This window comes from Nitrospirota bacterium (assembly GCA_040752355.1).
Classification (GTDB): domain Bacteria; phylum Nitrospirota; class Thermodesulfovibrionia; order Thermodesulfovibrionales; family Dissulfurispiraceae; genus JBFMCP01.
In genome coordinates this window covers 54,517-77,355 of record JBFMHE010000009.1, presented here as the reverse complement: position 1 = coordinate 77,355, position 22,839 = coordinate 54,517, and the positions used below count along the sequence as shown (strand labels likewise).

The 22,839-nt window shown below is 57.5% G+C and carries 24 protein-coding genes and 1 tRNA gene; 15 read left to right on the top strand and 10 right to left on the bottom strand.

Annotated elements, in window-relative coordinates:
• Window positions 1-23: 23 nt before the first annotated feature.
• The 11 genes from AB1805_08315 (at window position 24) to AB1805_08265 (ending at window position 12,476) form a co-directional block, all read left to right on the top strand.
• On the top strand, window positions 24-671 hold the full coding sequence (locus AB1805_08315; protein ID MEW5745422.1) for a CdaR family protein: 648 nt from the start codon (window positions 24-26) through the stop codon (window positions 669-671).
• Window positions 668-2,020, top strand: coding sequence for a phosphoglucosamine mutase (glmM, locus tag AB1805_08310; protein ID MEW5745421.1), 1,353 nt, complete (start codon window positions 668-670; stop codon window positions 2,018-2,020). The genes AB1805_08315 and glmM overlap by 4 nt, the downstream gene beginning before the upstream one ends.
• Window positions 2,021-2,217: 197 nt before the next feature.
• Window positions 2,218-4,689, top strand: a complete 2,472-nt coding sequence (locus AB1805_08305) for a DNA internalization-related competence protein ComEC/Rec2 (protein MEW5745420.1) — start codon at window positions 2,218-2,220, stop codon at window positions 4,687-4,689.
• A 133-nt stretch (window positions 4,690-4,822) separates the two neighbouring features.
• Window positions 4,823-5,470, top strand: coding sequence for an imidazole glycerol phosphate synthase subunit HisH (gene hisH / locus AB1805_08300; protein ID MEW5745419.1), 648 nt, complete (start codon window positions 4,823-4,825; stop codon window positions 5,468-5,470).
• 6 nt (window positions 5,471-5,476) lie between these two features.
• Window positions 5,477-7,420, top strand: coding sequence for a selenocysteine-specific translation elongation factor (gene selB / locus AB1805_08295; protein ID MEW5745418.1), 1,944 nt, complete (start codon window positions 5,477-5,479; stop codon window positions 7,418-7,420).
• A gap of 6 nt (window positions 7,421-7,426) precedes the next feature.
• Entirely contained in the window at window positions 7,427-8,881 is a 1,455-nt protein-coding gene (locus tag AB1805_08290; GenBank protein ID MEW5745417.1) for a DegQ family serine endoprotease, read from the top strand.
• 126 nt (window positions 8,882-9,007) lie between these two features.
• Entirely contained in the window at window positions 9,008-9,988 is a 981-nt protein-coding gene (locus AB1805_08285; GenBank protein ID MEW5745416.1) for a PIN domain-containing protein, read from the top strand.
• 6 nt (window positions 9,989-9,994) lie between these two features.
• Window positions 9,995-11,185 carry a 2-C-methyl-D-erythritol 4-phosphate cytidylyltransferase gene (ispD, locus tag AB1805_08280; protein ID MEW5745415.1) on the top strand — a complete coding sequence of 397 codons (1,191 nt, stop codon included), beginning with the start codon at window positions 9,995-9,997 and terminating at the stop codon, window positions 11,183-11,185.
• Between the two features lie 89 nt (window positions 11,186-11,274).
• Complete coding sequence (ispF, locus tag AB1805_08275) at window positions 11,275-11,745, top strand: 2-C-methyl-D-erythritol 2,4-cyclodiphosphate synthase (protein MEW5745414.1); 471 nt, start codon at window positions 11,275-11,277, stop codon at window positions 11,743-11,745.
• Window positions 11,746-11,857: 112 nt separating this feature from the next.
• Window positions 11,858-12,100: a type II toxin-antitoxin system VapB family antitoxin gene (locus AB1805_08270; protein ID MEW5745413.1), complete on the top strand. Its 243-nt coding sequence runs from the start codon at window positions 11,858-11,860 to the stop codon at window positions 12,098-12,100.
• Complete coding sequence (locus AB1805_08265; GenBank protein MEW5745412.1) at window positions 12,081-12,476, top strand: PIN domain-containing protein; 396 nt, start codon at window positions 12,081-12,083, stop codon at window positions 12,474-12,476. The genes AB1805_08270 and AB1805_08265 overlap by 20 nt, the downstream gene beginning before the upstream one ends.
• Before the next feature lie 187 nt (window positions 12,477-12,663).
• On the opposite strand, the gene AB1805_08260 is transcribed toward AB1805_08265, so the two are convergent.
• The 8 genes from AB1805_08260 to AB1805_08225 all read right to left on the bottom strand — a co-directional run bounded on the left by AB1805_08260 (window position 12,664) and on the right by AB1805_08225 (window position 17,224).
• Window positions 12,664-12,897, bottom strand: coding sequence for a DUF2283 domain-containing protein (locus AB1805_08260; GenBank protein MEW5745411.1), 234 nt, complete (start codon window positions 12,895-12,897; stop codon window positions 12,664-12,666).
• A 438-nt stretch (window positions 12,898-13,335) separates the two neighbouring features.
• On the bottom strand, window positions 13,336-13,554 hold the full coding sequence (locus AB1805_08255) for a type II toxin-antitoxin system HicA family toxin (GenBank protein MEW5745410.1): 219 nt from the start codon (window positions 13,552-13,554) through the stop codon (window positions 13,336-13,338).
• A complete protein-coding gene (locus AB1805_08250; protein ID MEW5745409.1) occupies window positions 13,547-13,918 on the bottom strand; it encodes a hypothetical protein in 372 nt (123 codons plus the stop codon). The genes AB1805_08255 and AB1805_08250 overlap by 8 nt, the downstream gene beginning before the upstream one ends.
• A gap of 142 nt (window positions 13,919-14,060) precedes the next feature.
• Complete coding sequence (locus AB1805_08245) at window positions 14,061-14,309, bottom strand: YgiT-type zinc finger protein (protein MEW5745408.1); 249 nt, start codon at window positions 14,307-14,309, stop codon at window positions 14,061-14,063.
• 145 nt (window positions 14,310-14,454) lie between these two features.
• On the bottom strand, window positions 14,455-14,952 hold the full coding sequence (locus tag AB1805_08240) for a DUF3368 domain-containing protein (protein MEW5745407.1): 498 nt from the start codon (window positions 14,950-14,952) through the stop codon (window positions 14,455-14,457).
• A complete protein-coding gene (locus AB1805_08235; protein MEW5745406.1) occupies window positions 14,949-15,206 on the bottom strand; it encodes a UPF0175 family protein in 258 nt (85 codons plus the stop codon). The genes AB1805_08240 and AB1805_08235 overlap by 4 nt, the downstream gene beginning before the upstream one ends.
• A gap of 163 nt (window positions 15,207-15,369) precedes the next feature.
• The gene (locus AB1805_08230) at window positions 15,370-16,746 is read right to left on the bottom strand and encodes an alginate export family protein (protein ID MEW5745405.1); all 1,377 of its coding nucleotides are present in this window, start codon (window positions 16,744-16,746) and stop codon (window positions 15,370-15,372) included.
• Between the two features lie 118 nt (window positions 16,747-16,864).
• Window positions 16,865-17,224, bottom strand: coding sequence for a four helix bundle protein (locus tag AB1805_08225; protein MEW5745404.1), 360 nt, complete (start codon window positions 17,222-17,224; stop codon window positions 16,865-16,867).
• A 326-nt stretch (window positions 17,225-17,550) separates the two neighbouring features.
• On the opposite strand from AB1805_08225, the gene AB1805_08220 reads away from it, so the two are divergent.
• The 3 genes from AB1805_08220 (at window position 17,551) to AB1805_08210 (ending at window position 19,091) form a co-directional block, all read left to right on the top strand.
• The gene (locus tag AB1805_08220; GenBank protein MEW5745403.1) at window positions 17,551-17,979 is read left to right on the top strand and encodes an antitoxin Xre/MbcA/ParS toxin-binding domain-containing protein; all 429 of its coding nucleotides are present in this window, start codon (window positions 17,551-17,553) and stop codon (window positions 17,977-17,979) included.
• Complete coding sequence (locus AB1805_08215; GenBank protein MEW5745402.1) at window positions 17,976-18,437, top strand: RES family NAD+ phosphorylase; 462 nt, start codon at window positions 17,976-17,978, stop codon at window positions 18,435-18,437. The genes AB1805_08220 and AB1805_08215 overlap by 4 nt, the downstream gene beginning before the upstream one ends.
• A 93-nt stretch (window positions 18,438-18,530) precedes the next feature.
• Window positions 18,531-19,091, top strand: coding sequence for a tetratricopeptide repeat protein (locus AB1805_08210; GenBank protein ID MEW5745401.1), 561 nt, complete (start codon window positions 18,531-18,533; stop codon window positions 19,089-19,091).
• 144 nt (window positions 19,092-19,235) lie between these two features.
• Here the strand turns inward: AB1805_08210 and AB1805_08205 are convergent.
• A tRNA-Val gene (locus tag AB1805_08205) sits at window positions 19,236-19,310 on the bottom strand.
• Between the two features lie 431 nt (window positions 19,311-19,741).
• On the opposite strand from AB1805_08205, the gene AB1805_08200 reads away from it, so the two are divergent.
• Window positions 19,742-21,640, top strand: a complete 1,899-nt coding sequence (locus AB1805_08200; protein MEW5745400.1) for an ATP-dependent DNA helicase — start codon at window positions 19,742-19,744, stop codon at window positions 21,638-21,640.
• A gap of 49 nt (window positions 21,641-21,689) precedes the next feature.
• On the opposite strand, the gene AB1805_08195 is transcribed toward AB1805_08200, so the two are convergent.
• Window positions 21,690-22,550, bottom strand: a complete 861-nt coding sequence (locus AB1805_08195; GenBank protein ID MEW5745399.1) for a hypothetical protein — start codon at window positions 22,548-22,550, stop codon at window positions 21,690-21,692.
• Between the last annotated feature and the right edge of the window lie 289 nt (window positions 22,551-22,839).

Genomic DNA, 22,839 nt, shown 5'->3' with positions numbered 1-22,839 from the left:
GATAAGTACGGGAGAGACGGCGCATGAAGCATATCGTGTTCAGCAATGCGGGTCTGAAGGTGCTCGCCGTCGGGCTCGCGATCTCGATGTGGTTTTTCGTGACCTACCGGGGCCAGTCGGAGATGGCGGTCGAGGCGCCGATCGTATTCAAGAACATACCGAAAGGGCTGGAGCTCCAGAAAGAGAGCGTCAAGAGCGTGGTGCTGAACCTCCGGGGGCACGAACGCCTGTTGAAGAATCTCCGGCCCGCGGATATCGGGGTGGTGGTCGATCTCTCGGCAGCCCGCAAAGGCGAAGCGACCTACTACTTCGATAAAGGCGGCATCGCCACCCCGCGGACGGTCGAGATCCTGCGTATCGAGCCGACGCATGTCAGGGTGGTGCTCGATGAGTCGGTAACCAAGGTGGTGCCCGTGAAGGTGCCGCTCGTCGGTACGCCCGAGCGGGGCTACCGGGTGGTCTCGGTAGAGGTGAAACCCTCTTCGGTAGCGGTAGCGGGCGCACAGGCGGAGCTGGCGCGGATCGCCGTGCTGAGGACCGAGCCGGTGGATATCACCGGCCTCGATTCCGATATCCACCAGAGTATCAAGCTCAATCCGGGCGGCAGGAACATACGGACGGCGCTGTCGGAGGTAACGGTGAGTATCGCGATCAAGAGGGTTGAACGATGAAACTGTTCGGCACCGACGGCATCAGGGGCAGAGTGAATAGATTCCCCATGACCCCCGAGACGGTCTTGCGGGTGGGAATGGCTATCGCGTCCGTCTTGAGAAACGAGCACGGCCGGCACATGGTGCTGATCGGCAAGGATACGAGGCTCTCGGGCTACATGATCGAGAGCGCGCTCACCTCGGGCATCTGCTCGGGGGGCATGGATGTGACCCTCGTCGGTCCCATCCCGACCCCGGGGGTCGCCTATCTCACCCGGGCGCTGCGGCTCGACGCCGGCATCGTCATCTCCGCCTCTCATAACCCGTTCGAGGACAACGGGATCAAGATCTTCTCCTCGAGCGGCTTCAAGCTCTCCGACGAGATCGAGGCGGAGATAGAGCGGCTGGCTGCCGACGAGAGCTTTCCGGGGAAACGGCTGACCGGGGAGCGGATCGGCAGGGCGTACCGTCTCGACGACGCCGCCGGAAGATACATCGAATACATAAAATCGACGATCCCGCGGGGAGCCAACCTCGAGGGCCTCAAGGTCGTCGTCGATTGCGCCAACGGCGCAGCCTACAAGGTCACGCCCTGGGTGCTGCGCGAGCTCGGCGCCGAGGTGCTCTCCATAAACGACAAACCGAACGGTATCAACATCAACGACAATTGCGGCTCGCTGCATCTCGACTGCATCGCCCAGGAGGTCAGGGAGCACGGCGCTCACCTCGGCGTTGCCCACGACGGCGATGCCGACCGGACCCTCCTCGTCGATGACAAGGGAGCGGTCGCCGACGGCGATCTGATCCTCGGCGCATGGGCGGCGGAGCTCAAGAAAGAGGGCGGGCTCAAAGGCGATACGGTCGTTGCAACGGTCATGAGCAATCTCGGTCTCGAGAAGTACCTCGAGCGGCTGGATATAAAGCTGATACGGGCCAAGGTGGGCGACCGCTATGTCGTCGAAGAGATGCTGCGCGGCGGCTACAATCTCGGCGGGGAGCAGTCGGGGCATATCATCTCGTTCGACTGCAACACCACCGGGGATGGGCCGGTCACGGCGCTCCAGATGCTCTACCTCATGCGCAAGAGGAACAAGCTCTTTTCCGAGATGACCCGCGATATCGAGCTCTTCCCGCAGGTGCTCCTCAACATTCCCGTAGCCGAGAAAAAGGACATCAAGAAGATCCCCGAAGCCGTGAAGGCGATCGATGAGGCGACGGCGGCCCTCGGCGACAAGGGCCGCATACTGGTGCGGCCTTCCGGTACCGAGCCGAAGATCAGGGTCATGGTGGAGGCCGAGAGCGACGACCTCGCACAGCGCGTGGCCGGGGACGTAGCCGCAGTCATTCAGAAGAAACTGGGTCATAGCTGATAGCTGTCCAGGATAGCTCATACAGGGAGCGGGAGGGGGGAGGATAGGGTGCTGGAGCGGCTTTGGCAGCCCCCATGCGGAGCCATGGAGGGCGGAGCGGGCTGACGTAGCCTCGGAGGACGGCTCGGATGCCGTCCGAGAATGAGACGGAAGCACCCTATCCTCCCCCCTCTTCAGCTGCTCATGAGCTGTGAGCTATGAGCTATTTCGGTGCGTTCATCGTCGGGGTCGCGTGGTATCATGCATCCCGTTTTTTTCCGTTCTCTTCATCCGTCCTCGCCGCGCTTCTCTTCATCTTCGCTGCAACAAGGCGCCGGTCCGGTACCGGTGAGGGAGCTGGCCGCAGCAGGATGCTGCTCTTTTGTTGCGCGCTCGCCGCTCTCGCCGCTTCCGGCTTTTTCCATGCGCGGGCTCACCACGCGGCAACGGCTGCTGCCGACGGGAAGCGCACGATCACCGCGAGCGGCGTCGCGAGAGAGAGCGCGGCGCCGCTCCGGACGCGACCCCTTCAATTCGTGCAGACGGTCGATCTCGACCGGGCGGTTGACGGCAGCGGCGCGCCGGTATCCTTGAGAGAGGTGCGCCTCATCACCGGTACGGCACTCTCGCCCGACGAGCCCTACGCCATTACCGCTACCCTCTCCGGGACCGGGCCCCTGCTGAACCCGGGCATGAGCCGGACGGGCGGGCTCGCTTTCCCCCGTGCCTATGCCGTTTCGGTGGAAAAGGAGAAGGGTGCGCCGGGAGGGCTTTTCGGGACGGCACGGATGCGGCTGCGCAATGGCATCAAAAGCGATTTTTCGGAGCAGTCGGCGTCGTTTCTCCTCTCGATCCTCATCGGGGACCGCGCGCTCCTGACCAGGGAGGTGCGCGACGCCTTCAACGCTACGGGGCTCGCCCACATCCTGAGTATATCGGGCACTCATTTCGGGCTGCTCTTCATCGTCGTCTTCGCGGTCTTCAGGGCTCTTTTTAGGTATCTGCCTTACCGGATGCTCGTCCGGGTGACGCGGTATGCGACGCCGTCCCAGATCGCGGCAGCCTGCTCTCTTCCGTTTATCATCGTGTATCTCGGCATCTCTTCGGGGGGCATTCCTGCCCTCCGGGCGTTCATCATGATCCTGGTCTTTCTCTTCGCCCTCCTCATACAACGCCGCGGGCTCTGGCTCGTTACCCTGCTCTGCGCGGCTGCGGTGATCCTCCTGCTGCACCCTGCCGGGCTGGGCGATCTGTCGTTTCAGCTCTCCTTTATCGCGGTGCTGTGTATCGGCATCGCGGTGGAGCTCCGGCGCAGCGCCCCTGAAGGCGGGGCTCCCCGCGACGGAGCGTTTGTCCGGGAGAGCATGCCCCGAAAAGCGGCTGCCTCACTGCGGCGGTTTGCCGTCTCGTCCGCGCTCATCTCCTCTGCCGCCGCACTCGGCACCGCGCCGCTGGTGGCGTATTCGTTCCATTACGTCTCTCTCATCGCTCCGGTAACCAATCTGCTCATTACGCCGCTCATCGGGGCGATCCTCCTCCCGACGGCATTGCTCTCATCGTTTGTCTTCCTCCTCTTCGACCGGTTCCCTTTCTCGTCGCTTATCGACATGCTTACGGCATCGGTGCTCTCCCTGGTCGAGCGCGCTGCCCGGCTCCCCGGCGCCTCCCTCTCTGTCCCGGCATTCCCTCCGGCGCTGCTCGTATCTTTTTACGGCGCTCTCCTCATCTTCATCTTTATGGCGGCCGGTGCGTATCGCAGCGGAAAACGGGAACAGGCCGGGTGGACTGCACGGCGGCACTGGGCGCTCCTCGCCCTCGGGGTCGTTCCTTTCGCGATCTATGTCGTCATTACGGCCGCTGCTCCGGGACAGCTCTGCGTCACCTTCCTCGATGTAGGGCAGGGCGACGCAGCAGTGGCCGAGCTGCCCGACGGCAAGGTGCTGGTGATCGATACCGGGAGCAATGGGTTCCCCGTCTCCGCATTCCTCCGGTCGAGAGGAATAACGACGATCGATGCGCTCATCCTCTCGCACGGCCAGTCCGACCATGCGGGCGGTCTGGATGCGCTCATCGATGACGTTGCCGTGAAGGAGCTGTGGGATAACGGCCGCCTGTATTACTCCGGGTGGCCGGAGGGGCATCCGGATACGATAGCGCATCGGGGCCTTTCGAGAGGGGATGCAGTACGGGGAAAGGGGTATGTAATAGATATCCTCCACCCGTACCCGGAATTCTATTCCGCCGGCCCCCCTCGCTCCGAGGATAACAACGCCTCCCTGGCCTTCAGGCTCCAGGGGCGAACGGTCTCATTCCTCTTCGCCGGCGATCTCGAAAAGGAGGGGCTCGAAAATATCGCTCATCTCGGCGCGCATCTGAAGAGCACCGTCCTGAAGGCGCCGCACCACGGCAGCAGGTCGTCCGCATCGGCGGCGTTCTTCCGGCACGCCGCCCCCGAGGTGGCGGTATTCAGCGTGGGCCGCAATAACCGGTACGGCCATCCGCACGAGGCGGTCACGTCGCTGCTGGTTGGCGCGGAGGTCCTCAGGACCGACAGGGACGGCGCGGTGGCGGTCTGCGAGAGGCCGGACAGCGGTATCGCGATCAAACGGGCGCGGGATCTGCTGCTCCGGGAGGCCTCGACCCTGCATGATGAAGTCGTTAATTTTAAAAATCTTTTTCTCGTATGGTAAAATAATCAATCAGTAATCAGCTCTCAGCCGTCAGCTGTCAGGTCTTAGCCATCAGCTTTTGTAACGGCTATACTACAGAGGCTTTTCCCTTGTCCTTTGCTGATAGCTGAGAGCTTTTTTTGCGGAGAAAATCATGATTGCGATAGTCGATTACGGGATGGGCAACATACGGAGCGTCGAGAAGGGGTTTCTCAAGGCGGGCGCCGATGTCAGGGTCACCGCCGATCCCAAGGTCATTGCCGATGCGAAGGGCATCGTGCTCCCCGGCGTGGGGGCCTTCAAGGACTGCATGGGCAACCTCGACAAGCTGAGCCTTCTCGACGTGATTGTCAAGGAGATCGAGAAGGGCAAGCCCTATCTCGGCATCTGTCTCGGCCTGCAGATCCTCTTCACCGAGTCCGAAGAGTTCGGGCTCTGCAGGGGGATGAATGTGCTCAAGGGGAAGGTAGTCAAATTCAAGTTCGACGGCAATCAGCAGTCAGCAGTCAGCAGTCAGCAACTCAAGATTCCCCACATGGGATGGAATACGGTGAGGCTGGTCAGGACGCCGCCTCTTTTCGAGGAGATTCCGGACCGCTCTTATTTTTATTTCGTCCATTCCTACTATGTGGTCCCCGAGCAGGAAGCGGTGGTCGCGGCGCGGACCGGCTACGGCGTCGATTTTGTGTCCATGGTATGGAAAGACAATATCTGCGCCACTCAATTCCATCCCGAAAAGAGCCAGGATAGGGGCTTGAAGATCCTGGAAGGGTTCGATAAATTCGTGATGCGTAACGGGTGATGCGTAATGAGTATCGAGTCTCTCTCCCCTCACGGATCACGCGTCGCTGATCACGGCAGTTTCAAGAGCATCATTCTCGGCACTGCCGGGCATATCGACCACGGCAAGAGCTCGCTGGTCAAGGCCCTGACCGGCGTCGACCCCGACCGCCTGAAAGAGGAGAAGGAGCGGGGCATCACCATCGACCTCGGTTTCGCCAATCTCTCCTATCCGGACGGGCTCAATGTCGGCATCGTCGATGTGCCGGGACACGAGCGGCTCATCAAGAACATGCTGGCAGGGGCCGGCGGTATCGATATCGTCGTGATGGTCATCGCCGCCGATGAAGGGATCATGCCCCAGAGCCACGAGCACCTCGCCATCTGCGAGCTGCTCAAGATCAAGGCGGGCATCGTCGCGGTAACCAAGGCCGATCTTGTGGATGCCGAGTGGCTGGAGCTCGTCACCGACGAGGTGCGGTCTTTTGTGAAGGGGACCTTTCTCGAGCATGCCGAGGTCATCCCGGTCTCGTCGAAGTCGGGTCTCAATATCGAGAAGCTGAGGGAGACGATCGCCGACGTGGCGCGGAAGGTCACCCCGAAATTGACCGAGGGGCTCTTCCGGCTCCCGATCGACCGCGTCTTCACCCTGAAGGGCTTCGGCACCGTGGTGACCGGCACCGCCCTGTCGGGGACCATAGCCCTGGATGCGGCGGTGGAGATACTGCCCTCGAAGATCGCCACCAAGGTGCGGGGGCTCCAGAGCCACGGCAGGAGCGCGCAAAAAGCGTATGCAGGCCAGCGGATCGGGATCAATCTCCAGGGCGTGGACAAGGAGCTGCTCAAGCGCGGCGATGTGGTGGTCGATTCCGACAAGATCGCGCCGACCGCCGTGCTCGACGCCGAGCTCGAGATGCTGAAAGACGCGCCGGTCATCAAGAGCAGGGACCGTGTCCACTTCTATTCCGGCACTGCCGAGACCATCGCCCGGGTGATCCTCTACGACAGGAGCGAGGTGGCCGCGGGCGAGTCGTGCTTCTGCCAGTTCAGGCTCGAAGACCCGGTCGTCGTCCTCTCAGGGGACCGGTATATCGTCAGGAGGTTCTCCCCCCTCGAGACGATCGGCGGCGGGTCGGTGCTCGATCCCTACCCGATCAGGCGGAAAAGGAAGAGCGGGATCGAAGACCTCGTCGTCTTCAAAGAGGGCTCCCTGAAGGAGAAGATAGAGACCAAGGTGAAGCGGGCGCATTTCAACGGCTGCCGCACCGCAGAGATCGAGGGCTGGGTCCTGGGCAATATCCCCGACATCAGGGCCGCGATAGCCCAGCTGGTCAAAGAGGGAGCGGTGATCGGCGTGCATGAGGTGCTGCTCCACAGGATCGCCTTCGATGCGTTCAGGGAGGCGGTCGTGGCAGAGCTGCGGCAGTTCCACAAAGAGAACCCCCTCAGGCAGGGCATGCCTAAGGAAGAGCTCCGGGCGCGCGTCAGGATCTACCAGAAGGATGCAGAGAAGGTATTCAACAGCCTTGTCGAGCTGGTGAAGGATGCTGTGGTCGAGAAGGATACGGTGCGGCTGAAAGAGTTCAGGGTCGCGCTCACGAGCACGGACGAGGGCGTAAAGAGCAGGCTCATGGCGCTGCTCGGCAAGGAGGGCTTTCAGCCCCCGTTCAAGGCCGAGCTCGCCCAGCAGCTCTCCCTCGGCGACAAGGAGCTCGGCGATATGCTGAAGCTCCTTACCAAGGAAGGGGCACTGGTCCGCATCAACGATGCGATGTATATCACCCGCGAACAGTACGATACGATGATCGCCCGGCTGAAGGGCTTCTTCGCAAAAAAGCCCGAGATGACGGTGTCGGAGTTCAGGGACATCCTCAACACCTCCCGGAAGTACGCGGTGCCGCTCCTCGAGTATATCGACGCCCACCGGATCACGCTCCGCGTAGGTGACGTGCGCAAATTCATGGTAAAATAAAAAATTATGAAAAGACGTTATGCCTGGATACCGATCCTCCTGCTGCTCGGCTTTCTGCTCGGCGGGTTGACCTATTACCTCCTGAGCAGGACCGTCACGCCGAGTTACATGCCTTTTGCCCCGAGGGTGCCCGGCTCGATCGTCGAGAGCTCGCGGGCCTTTTCCGAGATCGTGCGCGCGGTTTCGCCGTCGGTCGTCAACATATCGAGCGTCAAGACGATGAAGCGGCAGCCGACGCCCTTCGACGATTTCTTCGACTTCCTCCACCCCTTCCCCGAGGGCAACGGCCGGAAGTGGAAGGAGCAGAGCCTCGGCTCGGGCGTGGTCGTTTCCTCCGACGGGTATATCGTGACCAACAACCACGTGGTCGAGCAGTCCGATGACATAAAGGTGATCCTCTTCGACAAGCGGAGCTTCAGGGCCAAGGTCATCGGCGCGGACCCGAAGACGGATATCGCGATCATCAAGATAAACGCCCGCGACCTCCCGGTAGTGCCTTGGGGCGACTCGGAGAAGCTGCAGGTGGGCGAGTTCGTCCTCGCCATAGGCAACCCCTTCGGCCTGCGCCATACGGTCACCATGGGCATCATCAGCGCCGTAGGCAGGGTGGACGTGGGCATTGCCGATTACGAGAACTTCATACAGACCGATGCGGCGATCAACCCCGGCAATTCGGGCGGCCCGCTGGTCAATATCAGGGGTGAGCTCATCGGCATCAATACCGCCATCTTCTCGAAGACCGGGGGCTACCAGGGCATCGGCTTCGCGGTCCCCAGCAGCATGGTGCGCCTCGTCATGGACCAGCTGATCAAGAAGGGCAAGGTCACGCGAGGCTGGATCGGGGTCACCATCCAGGAGCTGACCCCCGAGCTTGCGCAGCAGTTCGGGCTGAAGACCTCCGAGGGCGCGCTCATCAGCGACGTGGCGAAGGGGAGCCCGGCGCAGAAGGCGGGCATCCAGCGGGGGGATATCATCCTCGAGTTCGACGGCAAGCGGGTGACCGACGTGGGCGTGCTCAGGAATATGGTCGCCCAGAGCCAGGTCGGGTCGCAGATCACGGTGAAGGTGCTGCGGAAGGACAAGGAGCTGACCCTCCCGGTCGCGATCACCGAGCTCCCTTCCGACGGCCTCGAAGCGGCGCCGGAGCCCGCGCAGCGGCACGAGAGCGAGGAGAACGCCCTTTCCGGCATCGCCGCGGTCGATCTCAACCGCACCATCGCCAAGCAGCTCGGCGTCGACAAGGACGAGAAGGGCGTGGTGATCGTCAAGGTGGAGCCCGGGTCGCCTGCCGACGAGGCGGGTATCAAGAAGGGCGACATCATACAGGAGATCGACCGGCAGCGCATCGGCGGCCTGAACGATTTCAACCGGGTGATCTCGAAGATCAAGCCGGAGGATTCGGCCCTCCTCTTCATCAATCGCAACGGCAGGAAGTTCTACATCGCCGTGTCGCCGACATAAGCGCCATCCCCGCTGCACGCTGTTCATAGCCCCCAAAGGACAGGAAAGTTGGTACTCCGGTCCTGTTTTGTTTAGAATTTAGGTAGCAGGATTTTCGAAATCTTCATGAAAGGAGGTGAATGAGCGATGAATATTTTTTCCAGGAGCGCTGTGGTAGCGGTCTTTACTCTTGCGGGCTATCTCTACGGCCTCAAGTACGGGATGGCCGTCCAGGGATTATTAATCGGTATTTTTCTCGGCATGGTCTCTTTGTTCGTTGAATCGAAGCTGAAGGGCTTTTCGTTCGGATCGGTCATCGGGGGGCTCTTCGGCCTCGGCATGGGGCTCATCTTTTCGGTGCTGCTCCTCTTTCCGCTCCGCTTCCTGCTCACCGACGAGAGCTGGGCGATAGCGTCTTTTGTCCTGAACGCGGTGCTCGGGTACGGCGGGCTCTTCGTCGGCCTCCACCGGGGAAAGAACCTCACCATACCCGCGATCATGCGGCTCTTCAAGGGGCAGGAGCTCGAGGAGGATCTCAAGATTCTCGACACCAGCGTCATCATCGACGGCCGCATTGCGGATGTCATCGAATCGGGCTTCCTCGAGGGGACGTTCATCATCCCCCAGTTCATCCTCCAGGAGCTCCAGTATATTGCGGACTCTCCCGACCCCATGAGGCGGACGAAGGGCAGGAGGGGGCTCGATATCCTGCACCGCATCCAGAAGATGTCGAACATCAAGGTCAGGATCGTCGAAGAGGACTTTCCCAGGGTGCGGGAGGTCGATGCGAAGCTCATCGCCCTCGCGCGGCTGCTGAACGCCAAGATCATCACCAACGATTTCAATCTCAACAAGGTGGCGCAGCTCCAGGGCGTGGCGGTGCTGAATATCAACGAACTGGCGAACGTGCTGAAGCCGGTGGTGCTGCCCGGTGAGACGATGAACCTCTTTATTGTGAAGGAGGGCAAGGAGTACAACCAGGGCGTCGCCTATCTCGACGACGGGACGATGGTCGTTGTCGAGAATGCGCGCAAGCTTATCGGCAGGAACGCCGACCTCGTGGTGACGAGCGTGCTCCAGACCACGGCGGGACGGATGATCTTCGCAAAGGTGCGGGAAGAAGAGTAAAGAAGGATGATCAAGGGAGAGAGAGTAGTCGCAGTTGTCCCTGCCGCGGGGCTGGGGACGCGGTTCGGCTCGGAGCGCAACAAGCCGCTCTTCGAGCTCCTCGGCAAGCCGCTCCTCATCTGGACGCTCGAGGCGCTCCAGGGCGTGGAGGAGATCGCCGAGATCATCCCCGTGCTCAAGGGAGAGGATATCTCCCCAGGCGCTGCGCTGATCGAGCGGTACGGGATTACGAAGGTGAAGCGCATTATCCCCGGCGGCAAAGAGCGCCAGGATTCGGTCTACAACGGCCTCAAGGCGCTGGACGGCAAGGCCTCTGTCGTCGTGATACACGACGGCGCGCGGCCGCTCGCGGATGGGGCGCTGATCGGGCGGACGATTGCGGGGCTCGAGGATTTCGACGGCGTCGTCGCCGCGGTCCCGGTGAAGGACACCATCAAGGAGGGCAGGCTCCGCCGGTACGAGGACGGTACCGAGGGCGAAGAGATCGTCGTCAGGAGGACCCTGGACCGCTCCGTGCTCTGGGCTGTCCAGACGCCGCAGACCTTCCGGGTGGACAGGATCAGGCACGCCCACGAGAAAGCCCGCGCCGACGGATACTACGCGACCGACGATGCGGCGCTCGTCGAGAAGTCCGGCGGTACGATACGGGTGGTAGAGGGCTCGTACCGGAACATAAAGGTAACCACCCCCGAGGATGCCATTGTCGCGGAAGCGCTGTTAAAGGCAAATTCCAAATTCCAGACTCCAAATTCCAAACAAATTCCAGACCCCAAACAAGTTCCAAATTCCGAGAGCCAAAACTCAAACGAATTCCTAAGTCAAAATCGCGAACAAAAAGATACAGAGCCTTACGGAAAGCCGTTCGATCTGGGACTTCGGACGCTCAAGTTTGCCAAAGATGTTGTTACCTTTTCCGGAGGGTTGCCCAGGACGTTGCAGAATAGCGAGATGTGCAAACAGCTTGTCAGGTCGGCTGGCTCTGTAGGGGCGAATTATATCGAAGCCAATGAGTCTTTGAGTAAGAAGGATTTCCTTATGAGAATTAAGATATGCCGGAAAGAGGCAAAGGAAAGCGGCTATTGGCTTAAACTCGTCTCTTGTGATAGTCTTCAGGAGTCTGACCGCGGTACTCTTTTGCGCGAATCGGTCGAGTTGACGAAAATATTCAGTGCGATTGTTGAAAAGAGCAAGGGATGAATCATTGGGTCGTTAAGTCTGTTTGGTCGTTGAGCTTGAAGTTTGGAACTTGTTTGGATTTTGGAATTTGAGGATTGGAATTTAGGGGTATGCGTGTTGGTATAGGTTACGATTCACACAGGCTGGTCGAAGGGCGGAAGCTCATTATCGGCGGCGTCGAGATCCCTTTCGAGAGGGGGCTCCTCGGCCATTCCGATGCGGACGTGCTCTGCCATGCCATTATCGATGCGCTCCTCGGCGCCCTGGGCGAGGGGGATATCGGGAGGCACTTCCCCGATACCGATCCCGCATGGAAAGACGCGTCGAGCATCCTCCTGCTCAAGGGGGTCGTCGATCTCGTCAGGGCGGAGGGTTTCGAGATTGCGTGGATCGATTCGATCATCATCGCCGAAAGGCCGAAAATGGCTCCTCACCTGGATGCAATGAAGACGGCTATCGCACAGTCCGGCATCGATCCCTCACGCATCAATATAAAGGCGAAGACCAACGAGGGAATGGGGTTTGCCGGCAAAGGCGAGGGGATCGCGGCCCAGGCGGTGTGCCTCTTGAAGAAGCTTTAGAAATTCATTCATGTCCCATCCCATCGTACTGCTCTTTCCGTATATGTCTTGTCCAGTTGAAAAAGCACGAAATATATGCATATAATAGGAGCATATATCGGAGGTGACTATAATGCGTGCAACATTGAACATACCCGACGACCTTGTCAAAGAAGTGCAGAAGGTGTCAGGAGAGAAATCAAAGACCAAGGCAATCACTATTGCCATGCAGGAATACGTACGGCTGCAAAAAGCAAAAGAGCTCCTTTGCCTCAAAGGCAAGGTTTCCCTGGCGTTCGACTGGAAAGCCGAAGAGGACAAAGAGTTGAAAGTGCAGATGAAAAGGGAAAAGGCCATTGAGAAAAGAAAGTCGTAATGTCTTAATCGATACGAGTGCATGGGTCGAATTCTTCAGGGGATCTTCGGGGACGGCAGATGCGGTTGCCGGGCTTATCGAAGCAGGTCAGGCCAGCATCTGCGGAGTAATCTGCTATGAGCTTCTGCAGGGCGCGAAGTCCGACCATGAGGCAGCGCAGTTGTCGAATGTGCTATCAGCGCTCCATTATATAGAGATGGACCCTGACGTATGGATAAGAGCCGGAAACCTCTCTGCCCGATTGAGAAAGAAGGGAATCACCCTGCCGATGTCCGATCTTCTTATAGGCGCACTGGCATTAGAACACAATCTTGATGTCCTTACGATAGATGACCACTTCTCAAGCATTCCCGGATTGAAACGCTATCAAGAATAAATTGAAAGCTCTGAAGAGGGCGGAATTTCCTGGAGGTAACCAAATAAAAAAGGGCGGCTGCCGAAGCAGCCGCCCTTTGAGTCCTTCACGCATCACGCATTACGCGTGACGCATTACGTTGTAGAAGCTGAGCTCGATGCCGAACACTGTTGGAACCGTCCCCATTTCTCCATAGCTATCTTGTTCATTATCTTTGCTGAGCAGCCTTATTTTGAGCATGAAGTATGGTCATTCCTACGAGCTCTTTATCATGGTAGTGATAAATTATATCGTTTTCCATAATGCTGTCATTAGCCTGTTGGGGCTTTCTGAAGCTTATATAGAGGACATCAGCCTCTTCATCATAGTCAATCCAAATGCGATGAGAGGGCATTTTTAAAATGTACGGCAGGGAGTCCAAAACGCTATTTACTTTTTCCACACGACACCTCTCTTGGTTATCCTCTCCAAACCGTCAGTTGCATCCTCCCTATAAGCTACGACCATAGACTTTTTAGAAATAGAAGTCTTTTGATAATGCTTGATAGCGATTAGCTCGTCTTTTCCCCCTTGAACTATACAATCCGGACTTTCAATATGTTTCAAAGACAAGGTCCTGATTGCCTGCCATATAGTCATGCGCCTCAACAATATGCGCCCATCTCTCAGCGGTTAAGCGGATCGCGATATTATTCTTCGATATTACAGAGCCGATCATTGATTAAAATTATATCACAAACGTTTGTTTTCTTTTGTAAATAAAAAAGGCGGCTGCCGAAGCAGCCGCCTTTCGAGTCCTTCACGCATCACGCGTCACGCGTGACGCATTACGGTTGTTGTTAGAAGCTGAGCTCGATGCCGTGCCTTACGGCGTGCTTCATTAAAACAGCTTTAGAAATTCATCAATATCCAATCTGGCCTGCCGCAGTATAGATCTCAATGTGCCTGTACTCAAATCTCCGGGATGGATCGGAATAGTAACCAAGAGATTACCCCTCTTCATCTGTAAATGACTTCCTTTTTGTCGTATTTTATAGAAACCGATACTCTCCAGAATTCTGATAATCTCATAGGGTTTTACTGGAGGAAGCTTAGGCATGGACTTTTATCTGAAAATCAACTTTCAGATTAAAAGTCGTTATGATAGATTCCGGATTTGTTATCCGTGGGTCTTCATTCCGGGGAATAGGGCGCAGATAGGGAAGGTTTGCTTCGATTGCCGTCTCCAAATAGAGAGATACGGCTTCAATTAAATATCCTGATGCTTCCTTGACGGTCTCACCTTCCGATGCTACATCAAGCTCCGGGCATAAGGAATTGTATCGCTCTCCCTCTTTAAAAACAATACCGGTGAAAACAAACTCGGCTGATTGCATAACTATAAATACCACAGGATAGGGAAGAATTGCAAACAAAAAAGGCGGCTGCCGAAGCAGCCGCCTTTTGAGTCCTTCACGCATCACGCATTGCGCATTACGATCTTTATTTTTAGCGCCGATGCTTCTTTTCAGCCTCCTTCTCCGGAGTTATCCAGAGAGCAGAGAATCGAGAAAATAGAACCGTCCCCATTTCTGTCCATCGTCCCCATTTCTGTCCATTTCTGTCTTACGCCGCAGCATTTTCGGCCATGCTGATTACAGGGATGCATTTGATCCGCTCAGTTTTCGGCTTTTCTCTTATAATAGTGTCAATAGCCTTTAAGGTCGCTGGAAATAAAAAAGCCTCTCCGCACTGTTTGCATACTTCTGCCCTTACATCCTCGAACAGATACAGTTCATCGCCCCAGCGATGAATGTGCTCGATGTTTTTTTCTTCGACGGTCCCTTTACAAAACGGACAAGTGTTCATTGTCATTTCCTCCTTACTTTCCAGTCAATCCACAGCTCGGGATCAGGTCTGTAAGTGGTGATTATTACGACAACTCCCTCATGAATATTTTCTTGGAACCGTCCCCATTTCCTATTTTCTTCGATGGTTCCTTTGCAAAATGGACAAGCGTTCACCGCGCCGTCTCCTTTGCCTCTTTCAATGCAAACCAGACGATAGTATCATGGATATAGTAGCCGCCTTCTTTCATGCGAGAGAGAGCAGCGCCGACGCTGTCGATATATCCGTTCCTCTTGGCCTCTACAAGGACCCGGGCAGTGCCGACCACCTTGAGTCCGAAGACATCACGAGCGACCTTTCTGGCTTTGCGTTCATCGATCAGGACATAATCGGCCGCGATCTCCCCGGCAAGCTGAATGACGGATGCCTCGCCACGGTCCAGAATTGTTTGAAGCAACGGTTCTACCGGCTTGGATAAATGACGGACTTCAATCCACGATGCTTTGTTATACGAGGCAAGGCCGCAACCGGAACTGCCGCCTTCGAGCAGTTCGGCATGAACCAAGCCGGGAACAGTGACCTGCCGAAAGAGTTTCTGCAAAATGTCCAGACGATCGATAAGCGCAAGCGCGATGAGGGGGCCTGTATTTGAGATCAGGCGGCCTGTCATTGAAGACTGTCCGAAAACTCGCTGTCCAATTCACTCTGATCCCATTCTACAGTTGCTGCGCCATACCGGGAACAGTTCAACAGAAATGCGACTCGCGATATGCCGACAAGAGAAGCGGCCTGTCCCGAGGTGAGGCGACCCATCTCATAGAGCTTTACTGCAAGGGCGGTCTTCGCCTCCTGCTCAAAGATCTCGGGGCTGAGGTTGAGCGCTGCAAGCACCGATTCGGGATATTTTATGCACATTGTCTTCATATGCGCCTCCTCGACAACTATCTATACTAGCATAGCATATTTATTCGGGATTCAGGGCTGTAGTGGCTAAGGGGATCGATAAACAAAAAAGGCGGCTGCCGAAGCAGCCGCCTTTTGAGTCCTTCACGCATCACGCGTCACGCGTGACGCATTACGGTTGTTGTTAGAAGCTGAGCTCGATGCCGTGCCTTACAGCGTATGCATCGTCAGCAGATGCGCCGGCTCTGTCATAGAAGTCGCCTGCGAAGAGATAGCCGCCCTCGACCCAGTAGACCAGGTTGCGGTCGATCTTGTAGGTGAGCTTGCCGTCAACTTCGATACCGATATTCTTGTCTGTGCCAAGAGTGTTGCCGCCAGCAAGCGCAACAACGTTGTTCTTAGCAGCCCTTAAGTAGTAAACATTTACAAGAGCGTTCAGATCCTTCATGATATCGGCGCTTGCGCCGGCCTTGATGTACCAGGTATTGGCAATACCGGTATTGGTAGCGCCAGCTGCGGATGTCACGCGATAATCGTACACGTAGGTGTACTTCTGGATGTTGCTCTGGAACGTCTGGAAGGTATCAATGTCATTGTCAGCAGCATTATCATCGCCGCTGCCGTACGCGAATTCAACAGAGAGCTTCACCGGGTTGAGAGTGTAATCAATCCCGGCAAGTAAAGCATAGCCATTGAAATCCTGATCGGCACCACCGGCGATTTCCACATTACCCGTCTGCAGTTCAGCGCCAGCTCTGATGCCGAGGCCGGCGATGCTGGTTTGGCCGCGGAGACCGAAGTTCCAGAGCTGGACATTGTCCTCACCGGCAAATGCAGCTATTACCGGAGCCTGCTCATTGAGCAATGTCGCATCAAAAGAGATTGAAGTATCCTTGTTGAAGTTGTAGCTGATTATCGCCGAGTACATGTCGGTGTCATCAGCATTAGCAGGGGTGCCTTCACTGAGCTTAGCGGTCAAGAGCTCGATATGGAGGTCCTTCATCGGGTCAATGAAGACGTTAAGTGCATCATCGCCGAACTTCGAATGATCGAAGAAGAGGCCGTAGCCGAGCTTGACCGGCATATGACCGATCTTGAAGCCTGCGGGCACGCCGAGGAGTCCCGAGCCTTTGTGCTGGATCCATGCCTCGAGGATGAACATGGAGCCTGCTTTACCGTTGCCCTGGTCCACGTTGCCGAGATAGCTACCAGTTCCTTCGTTGTCTGCGGCACTAGAGGAGCCCCACTGACGGTCGCTCGATGCTGCAGACGGGCTCTCAAGGTGAATTACACCAGTGGTGTTCTTCGATACATCAGCCTGGAGGCGGAGCCTTACTCTCTGATCCCAGTAAGACTGGCTATCGTTGGTGTCATCATTGAAATCAGCATTATCCCTGATTTCACCTCTAACCCTTACGCTTCCGCCCAGTGTGATCTGGGTCGTCCCTTTTGCAACCACTGCCTGGGTCTCGGACGGGATGTCCGCATGGACCGCGAAGGCGCTGGCTGCGAGGCCAAGAACAAACAACATGCCTGCGAGTACTGCTACGAATTTTTTCACTTCCTAACCCTCCTAGGTTAGTTCAGTTTCACCGCCAAGGGCGGCGTACGGCAACTAAAAAAACTAGCTGTCAGCTATCAGCCATCAGCTTTCAGCGAAATATCAACAGCAAAAACTCTCATGTTTCAGCCCTCAGCTTCTTTATCAGGGCGGTGAGCATTCGCTTGATCTCGCTCACCGCGGTCGATAGCTCCTCATACTCAGAAGCTATCACCAGATCAAGGTCGCACGCAAGTAGCAGGTGATATTCAAGCTCGCTTGCGGAGCCCATCGCTATGTGCAGGAATCGGCTCAGCTCACTGCTGCCGCTTCTCCCGCAGCCTTCGGCGATGTTAGCGGCTATAGAGGAGGCGGAGCGCCGAATCTGGCTTGTAAGCCCGTACACTTCCTCTTTCGGGAACGACCGGGTAGCTGTATAAACCGCCAGCACCAGTCGATGACTCTTCTGCCAGACCTTTAAGGCTTTGAAGTCTCGCAACCCGAGCCTCCTTGCTGATAGCTGATAGCTGATAGCTGTTTTCAAAGATCGATGCAACCGGATATTGTAAGTAGCAACTCCTGTGCCATAAGGTTATGTATAAATAAGATATTGAAATGTAAATAAAAACAGTTGTTGGGGTGTCAATCTTTTTTGTGGTCAATCGGCAACACAATGTGAATTGCGGAAACATGGTCAAAAAAGTGACGAGATCGGCTCCTGCTGCTCCTGTCGCGTGGCATGTCTTTCCGCGCCCGCGATTTCAGATTGCAATTTAGACATATGTCGTATAAAATATTGACATATGGCATAAGGGAGGTGTTTGTATGTACAGCGTCATAACGGCTTTTGGCGGGAGAAAACATCTGGGGGCAGAGCCGAAGAAGAACTCTGAATTCGATTCTATTATCAGGAAAGGAATACCCGTCGCTGCAGGCAACTACATCAAGGAGTTGCTGCGTCTCTCGGACAAGGAGTTTGCCGAGGCAATCGGTTTGAGCCAGCGGACTCTTATCCGGAAGAAGAAGGCGTCCACGAGGCTGTCGACGGGCGCCAGTGATCGATTGTACCGGCTTGCACGGATCTTCGCCTTTGCGGTCGAGGTGCTTGGCGACGAGCAGCACGCCCGGGAGTGGCTGCATGACACGCAGATTGCGCTCGGCAACAGGACCCCGCTCGACATGATGAGGACCGACGCGGGCGCCGGAGAAGTGGAAAGTCTCCTGGGCCGTATCAAGCATGGGGTAGTCCTGTGAGGGCCTGGAGACTGCTCAGGAAGGAGTTTCTCCGGGAGGCCTTTTCCGGGGAGGGCGCCAGTCTCTATGGAGGCCGCTGGAATTCGAAAGGTACGGCCGTCGTATACCTCGGCGAGCACTTATCGCTGGCAGCGCTCGAGATGTTCGTCCGACTGACGAGGCGGGATTCGGGGATTGTCTTCGCCGCTGTCCCGGTCGAGATTCCCGACTCCCTTCCCATCGAGACCGTGAGCGCCGGCGAGCTGCCGAAAGAGTGGAGGGAGGAGCCTCCGCCGAAAACTACACAGGAGCTCGGGGACCGATGGGCTGAAGAGGGGAGGACCGCTCTCCTCAAGGTTCCCTCCGTAATCGTACCCCACGAGTTCAACCTCGTCTTGAACCCTCTTCATCCCGACTTTCCGAAGGTAAACACCGGACATCCTTCGGAGTTCAGTTTTGACCCCAGGATGTGGAAATAACGACTGCTCCTGCCGAAGAGGCACGTTAATTCCGTCCGCAGTTTGACCATAGACGGGGGGGCGGTGTAAGATTAGGGGCGGGGAGAGCGTGTGATGGATAAAAAGGGAAAGTACGACCACGCCATCGACAAATACACGAAGGTTATTGCGGCGAACCCGAAGAGCTACGGCGCTTACAATAATCGCGGCCTCGCCTACCTCAAGAAAGGCCTGTACCGCCGCGCCTTTGCCGACTTCGACCGGGCCGTCGAGCTGAACCCCGACTTCCTTCCCTCGTATATCAACAGGGGGAACGCCTACCAGGAGATCGGCTATTACGAACAGGCGATCGCCGACTTCGACCGTGCGGTAGCGCTCGATCCGAATAACGATATGGCCTACAACAACCGCGGTTTCGTCTACCTGCTGACCGGACAGCTCGCCGAGGCGGAGCGGGACATCACGCGCGCTCTGGAGATGAACCCGAAGAACGTCTACGCCCTCAACAGCATGGCCGAGCTCTGCGCGGCAAAGGACCAGCCGGACGAGGCCTGCCGCTGGCTGCGCAAGGCGATAGAGAACGGCTACACCAACTGGACCTACCTGAAGACCTCGAAGACCTACCGGAACATCCGCCACGCCCCGTGCTTCAGCACGTTGATAGAAGGGAAATAGCCATCGGCAATCAGCTCTCAGCTATCAGCTCTCAGCTCTCAGCTCTCAGCATATTTTGATGGCGGCTTTACGCAGATACTTACTTTCTTTGTTTTTTGCTGATAGCTGACGGCTGATTGCTGAGAGCTTTTGAAAAGAAAAGAATGGTGGGCGATGAGGGTATCGAACCCACGACCTCTTCCGTGTGAAGGAAGCGCTCTCCCACTGAGCTAATCGCCCGCAGCTACTGATAAAATAGCACTTTCTCCGTATCATCGTCAAACCTGCGGCAGCAGGGGGTTGTAATCAAAAGCGAGGGCATGTACCTCTGTGGGGTCGGGGAAGAGGGCAGGGGTATCGCTCAGGCGTGAGCTTTCTGCGGCTCTAAGCTCATTGCGCTACCGCAGCAAAACTCGGTCGTACCGACCTCGGACAGTTGCTGCGGCGTAACGCTCCACTTCGCTAAGAGCCGCGACGAAACCGTCCCGATTCGCTCCTCCCCAACCCTCTTCCCCTCCTCCTGCCTAACCTCTTACTTGCCCTCACTTTTGATTACACCCAGCAGGGCGCACCGCCATGACTTCACTGTCATGGGTGCGGTAAAATACAGAGACGCCTTTCAGAGAGGCAAGGTGAGCAGGTGCGGGAAGGTCGGAGAGAAGAGATTCGGGATGGACGGAATAGAAGAGCGTAACAGGGGCGAGGCGCCGGCCCTCGCCGGGCGGGCGGCGTGGTTTCTGAAAGAGGTGGTGGGCAGCGCCCTGGACGACTACGAGATCAGGCACTCCCAGGTGACGATGATGGGGGCCTGCGCCGGCGCGATAGAAGAGGGAGGGATGCTCCTGGCCGAGGCAGGGACCGGAACCGGCAAGACCTTCGCCTATCTCATCCCGCTCCTCCTCTCGGGCAAGCGGGCGACCATCTCGACGCGGACGATCAACCTCCAGGAGCAGATCGTTACGAAAGATCTCTCCCTGCTCGCTTCCCTGAGGGAGTTCGATTATGCGATCGCAAAGGGCCGGAGCAACTATCTCTGCCTCCGGCGGCTCGCTGCCTTCAGGACATCGGACGACAACAGCAGGGGAGAATACCACGAGCTGGTGCAGTGGGGAGCGAAGACCGAGACCGGCGACAGGGAGGAGTGGGGCGCTCTGAAGGCCGGGGTCTGGGATGCAGTGTCGTCGGACGCCGACGCCTGTAAAGGAGCGCAGTGCGGCTTCTTCAGGGACTGCTTCTATTTCAAGGCGCGGCAGCAGTGGGGAAAGGCCCGGATCGTCGTCGCCAACCACGCGCTCGTCGGCATCAACGCGCTGCTCGAGCGCGAATCCCGCCTGCTGCCCGAGACCGAGGTGCTCATCGTCGATGAGGCGCATGCGCTCGACAGCGTCCTCTCCGAAGTTGCCGGCGTGACCCTCGCCGCACGGGGATTCGACCGGATCTTCAGCACCCTTCTGCGTATGGATGAGCGCGGCGCATACAAAGGCATCCTCTCGAACTCGCCGCACCTCTTTCCCGCAGCCGAAGGGATAAAGACGGCGATGGGGGAGCTCTGGATGCGCGTTCGGCGCGAACTGGGCCACCGGGAGACCGTGCAGGGTACCTGTATCCTCGAAGAGCCGCTCGAGTCCGTCGCCTCTTCGCTCCGGGACTTTACCCGTCAGATACAGACGACCACCGTGGGGCTTTTCCTCGAGGATGACGAGCTCGAGCTCAAGGCGGCGATCGGCAAGCTCACCGCCTTCGCCGACGGCATGGAGGTGTTTGCGGAGGGGATGCCCGATTCCGTGCGCTGGGCGGAGATCGAAGAGAGAAATACGGCCCTCAGGATGGCGCCGGTCTATCCGAAGGATTTCGTCCGGAACAATCTCCTCCCCGACTACCGCTCCGCCATTTTTACGTCAGCCACGCTCTCGGTCTCGGGCGATTTCGGTTTCATCGGCCGGGTCCTCGGCCTGGAGGATGCACGGACGATAACGGTGCCCTCGCCGTTCGACCTCAGCGCACAGGTCTCCGTCGACATCAGGCGGGAGATCGATCCCCGGGATGTGGACAACGCCGAGAAGCTCGCCGCAGTGGTCCTCACGGAGTGCGCGAAACGGGACGGCGGTGTGCTCGTGCTCTTTACGTCGCGCGAGACGATGAAGAGGACCTGGGAGCTCGCCGCAGGATCTCTCGAGGCGCTCGGGCTCAACCCCATGCTCCAGGGCGAGCTGCCGAACAGGACGATGCTCGAGATCATGCGGGAGAGCAGGGACAGCATCATCTTCGGCCTCGACTCCTTCTGGGAGGGCGTTGACGTGAAGGGCGATGCACTGAAGTGCCTCATCATCACGAAGCTTCCGTTCGAAGTGCCGACCGAGCCGATCGTCAGGGCCAGGACCGAGGAGATAGAGAAGAGCGGCGGCAATGCCTTCTACGCCTATTCGCTCCCGCGGGCGGTGCTGAAGTTCAAGCAGGGCTTCGGCAGACTGATACGCTCCGGGAGCGACCGCGGCAGGGTGGTCATCTGCGACGGAAGGATAAAGACCAGGGCGTACGGCAGGACCTTCATGGAGAGCCTGTATCGCTGAGTGATCAGGGAGGGGCTGCCGGCAGCCGCGCCGGCAGCCCCTTCCCTTGTTAGAAGCGGTAGGTCAGGGCAGCGCCCGCATAGATATTGTCGTCGTCGCCGTCGAAACTGGCACGCTTCAGGGCATCCTCCGCGTCATTGCTGAGCGGCGTACTGAAGCCGATCTTCGGCTCGAAGGTGATCGTCGTGGTGAGCGGAATGTTCATGGCAACGGCGGCCTCGATATGGTGAAAGTTGGTATAGTCGTCACCCGCTCCCATGAGCTCGTTGTCCAGGTTGACGCTCATCAGCGCCGCTATGGTGAGGGTCGTCTCCTTGGGGAGGTTGAAATAGGGGACGTTGCGGGCCACGTCGAGGACATGGCTGAGCGACAGCGTGAGGAATCCGCCCTCGCCGTCATCGATATCCCCGTAAATGGTGAGCTTCGGGGTGATGATCGGGTGCTCATAGGCTGCGCTCACGAATATCTCGTGGGTATTGCCGCGGAAGAAGAGTGAGGGGCCGCCTGCCTCGAAGTTCCAGTTGTAGAAGGCATAGCCGAACCCGAAGGTAAACCTGTCCATCGGATACGTGTAGGTCAATATGACATCCGTTTCGGTGAGGTCGTTCTGGTTTTCGTCGTAGTTGGTCCAGATGCTCGCGCCGAATCCCCTGCTCTGCACCCCGACCACCGGCTGGAAGACGACGCCGTCGCCCAGCTTGAAGCCCCTCCAGAGATAGGTTGAAAAGAACCCCAGGGAGGCCATTCCCCTGGTGTCCTGGGTTCCCTTGGCCTCCACTGCGCCCCTGGTCTGCCGCTCGAGCGTCTGCGTCTGGGGAAATTTGGTGCCCAGAAGCTCCTGAGCAAAGAGACCGCTCGTACTCAAAAGCACTGCTGCGACTGCCGCTGCAACCGTCCTTAACCCTTTCATGACCGCACCTCCAGATAGTTAAGATGGAATAATTGCCGATAGGTAACGCGTTCCCTGTCTGTCGAGCTCCGTATCCGGGACAGAGGTGTGCACGTCGCATCATTGTTGAAAAGGCGCTTCTTCGAATACGAACAAGATTCCCCTGATGTCCTTAATGAATGGTTATCAGCAGCCGCACCTCCCGGTCACTGTGATGAGCGCAGTAAAACTGCAGCAGAAAGAGCGTAAGCAGCCCATTATGCAAATTATCTTCCAGGAGACGCTCTCTGTCAAGGAGTTTCTGCGCTGC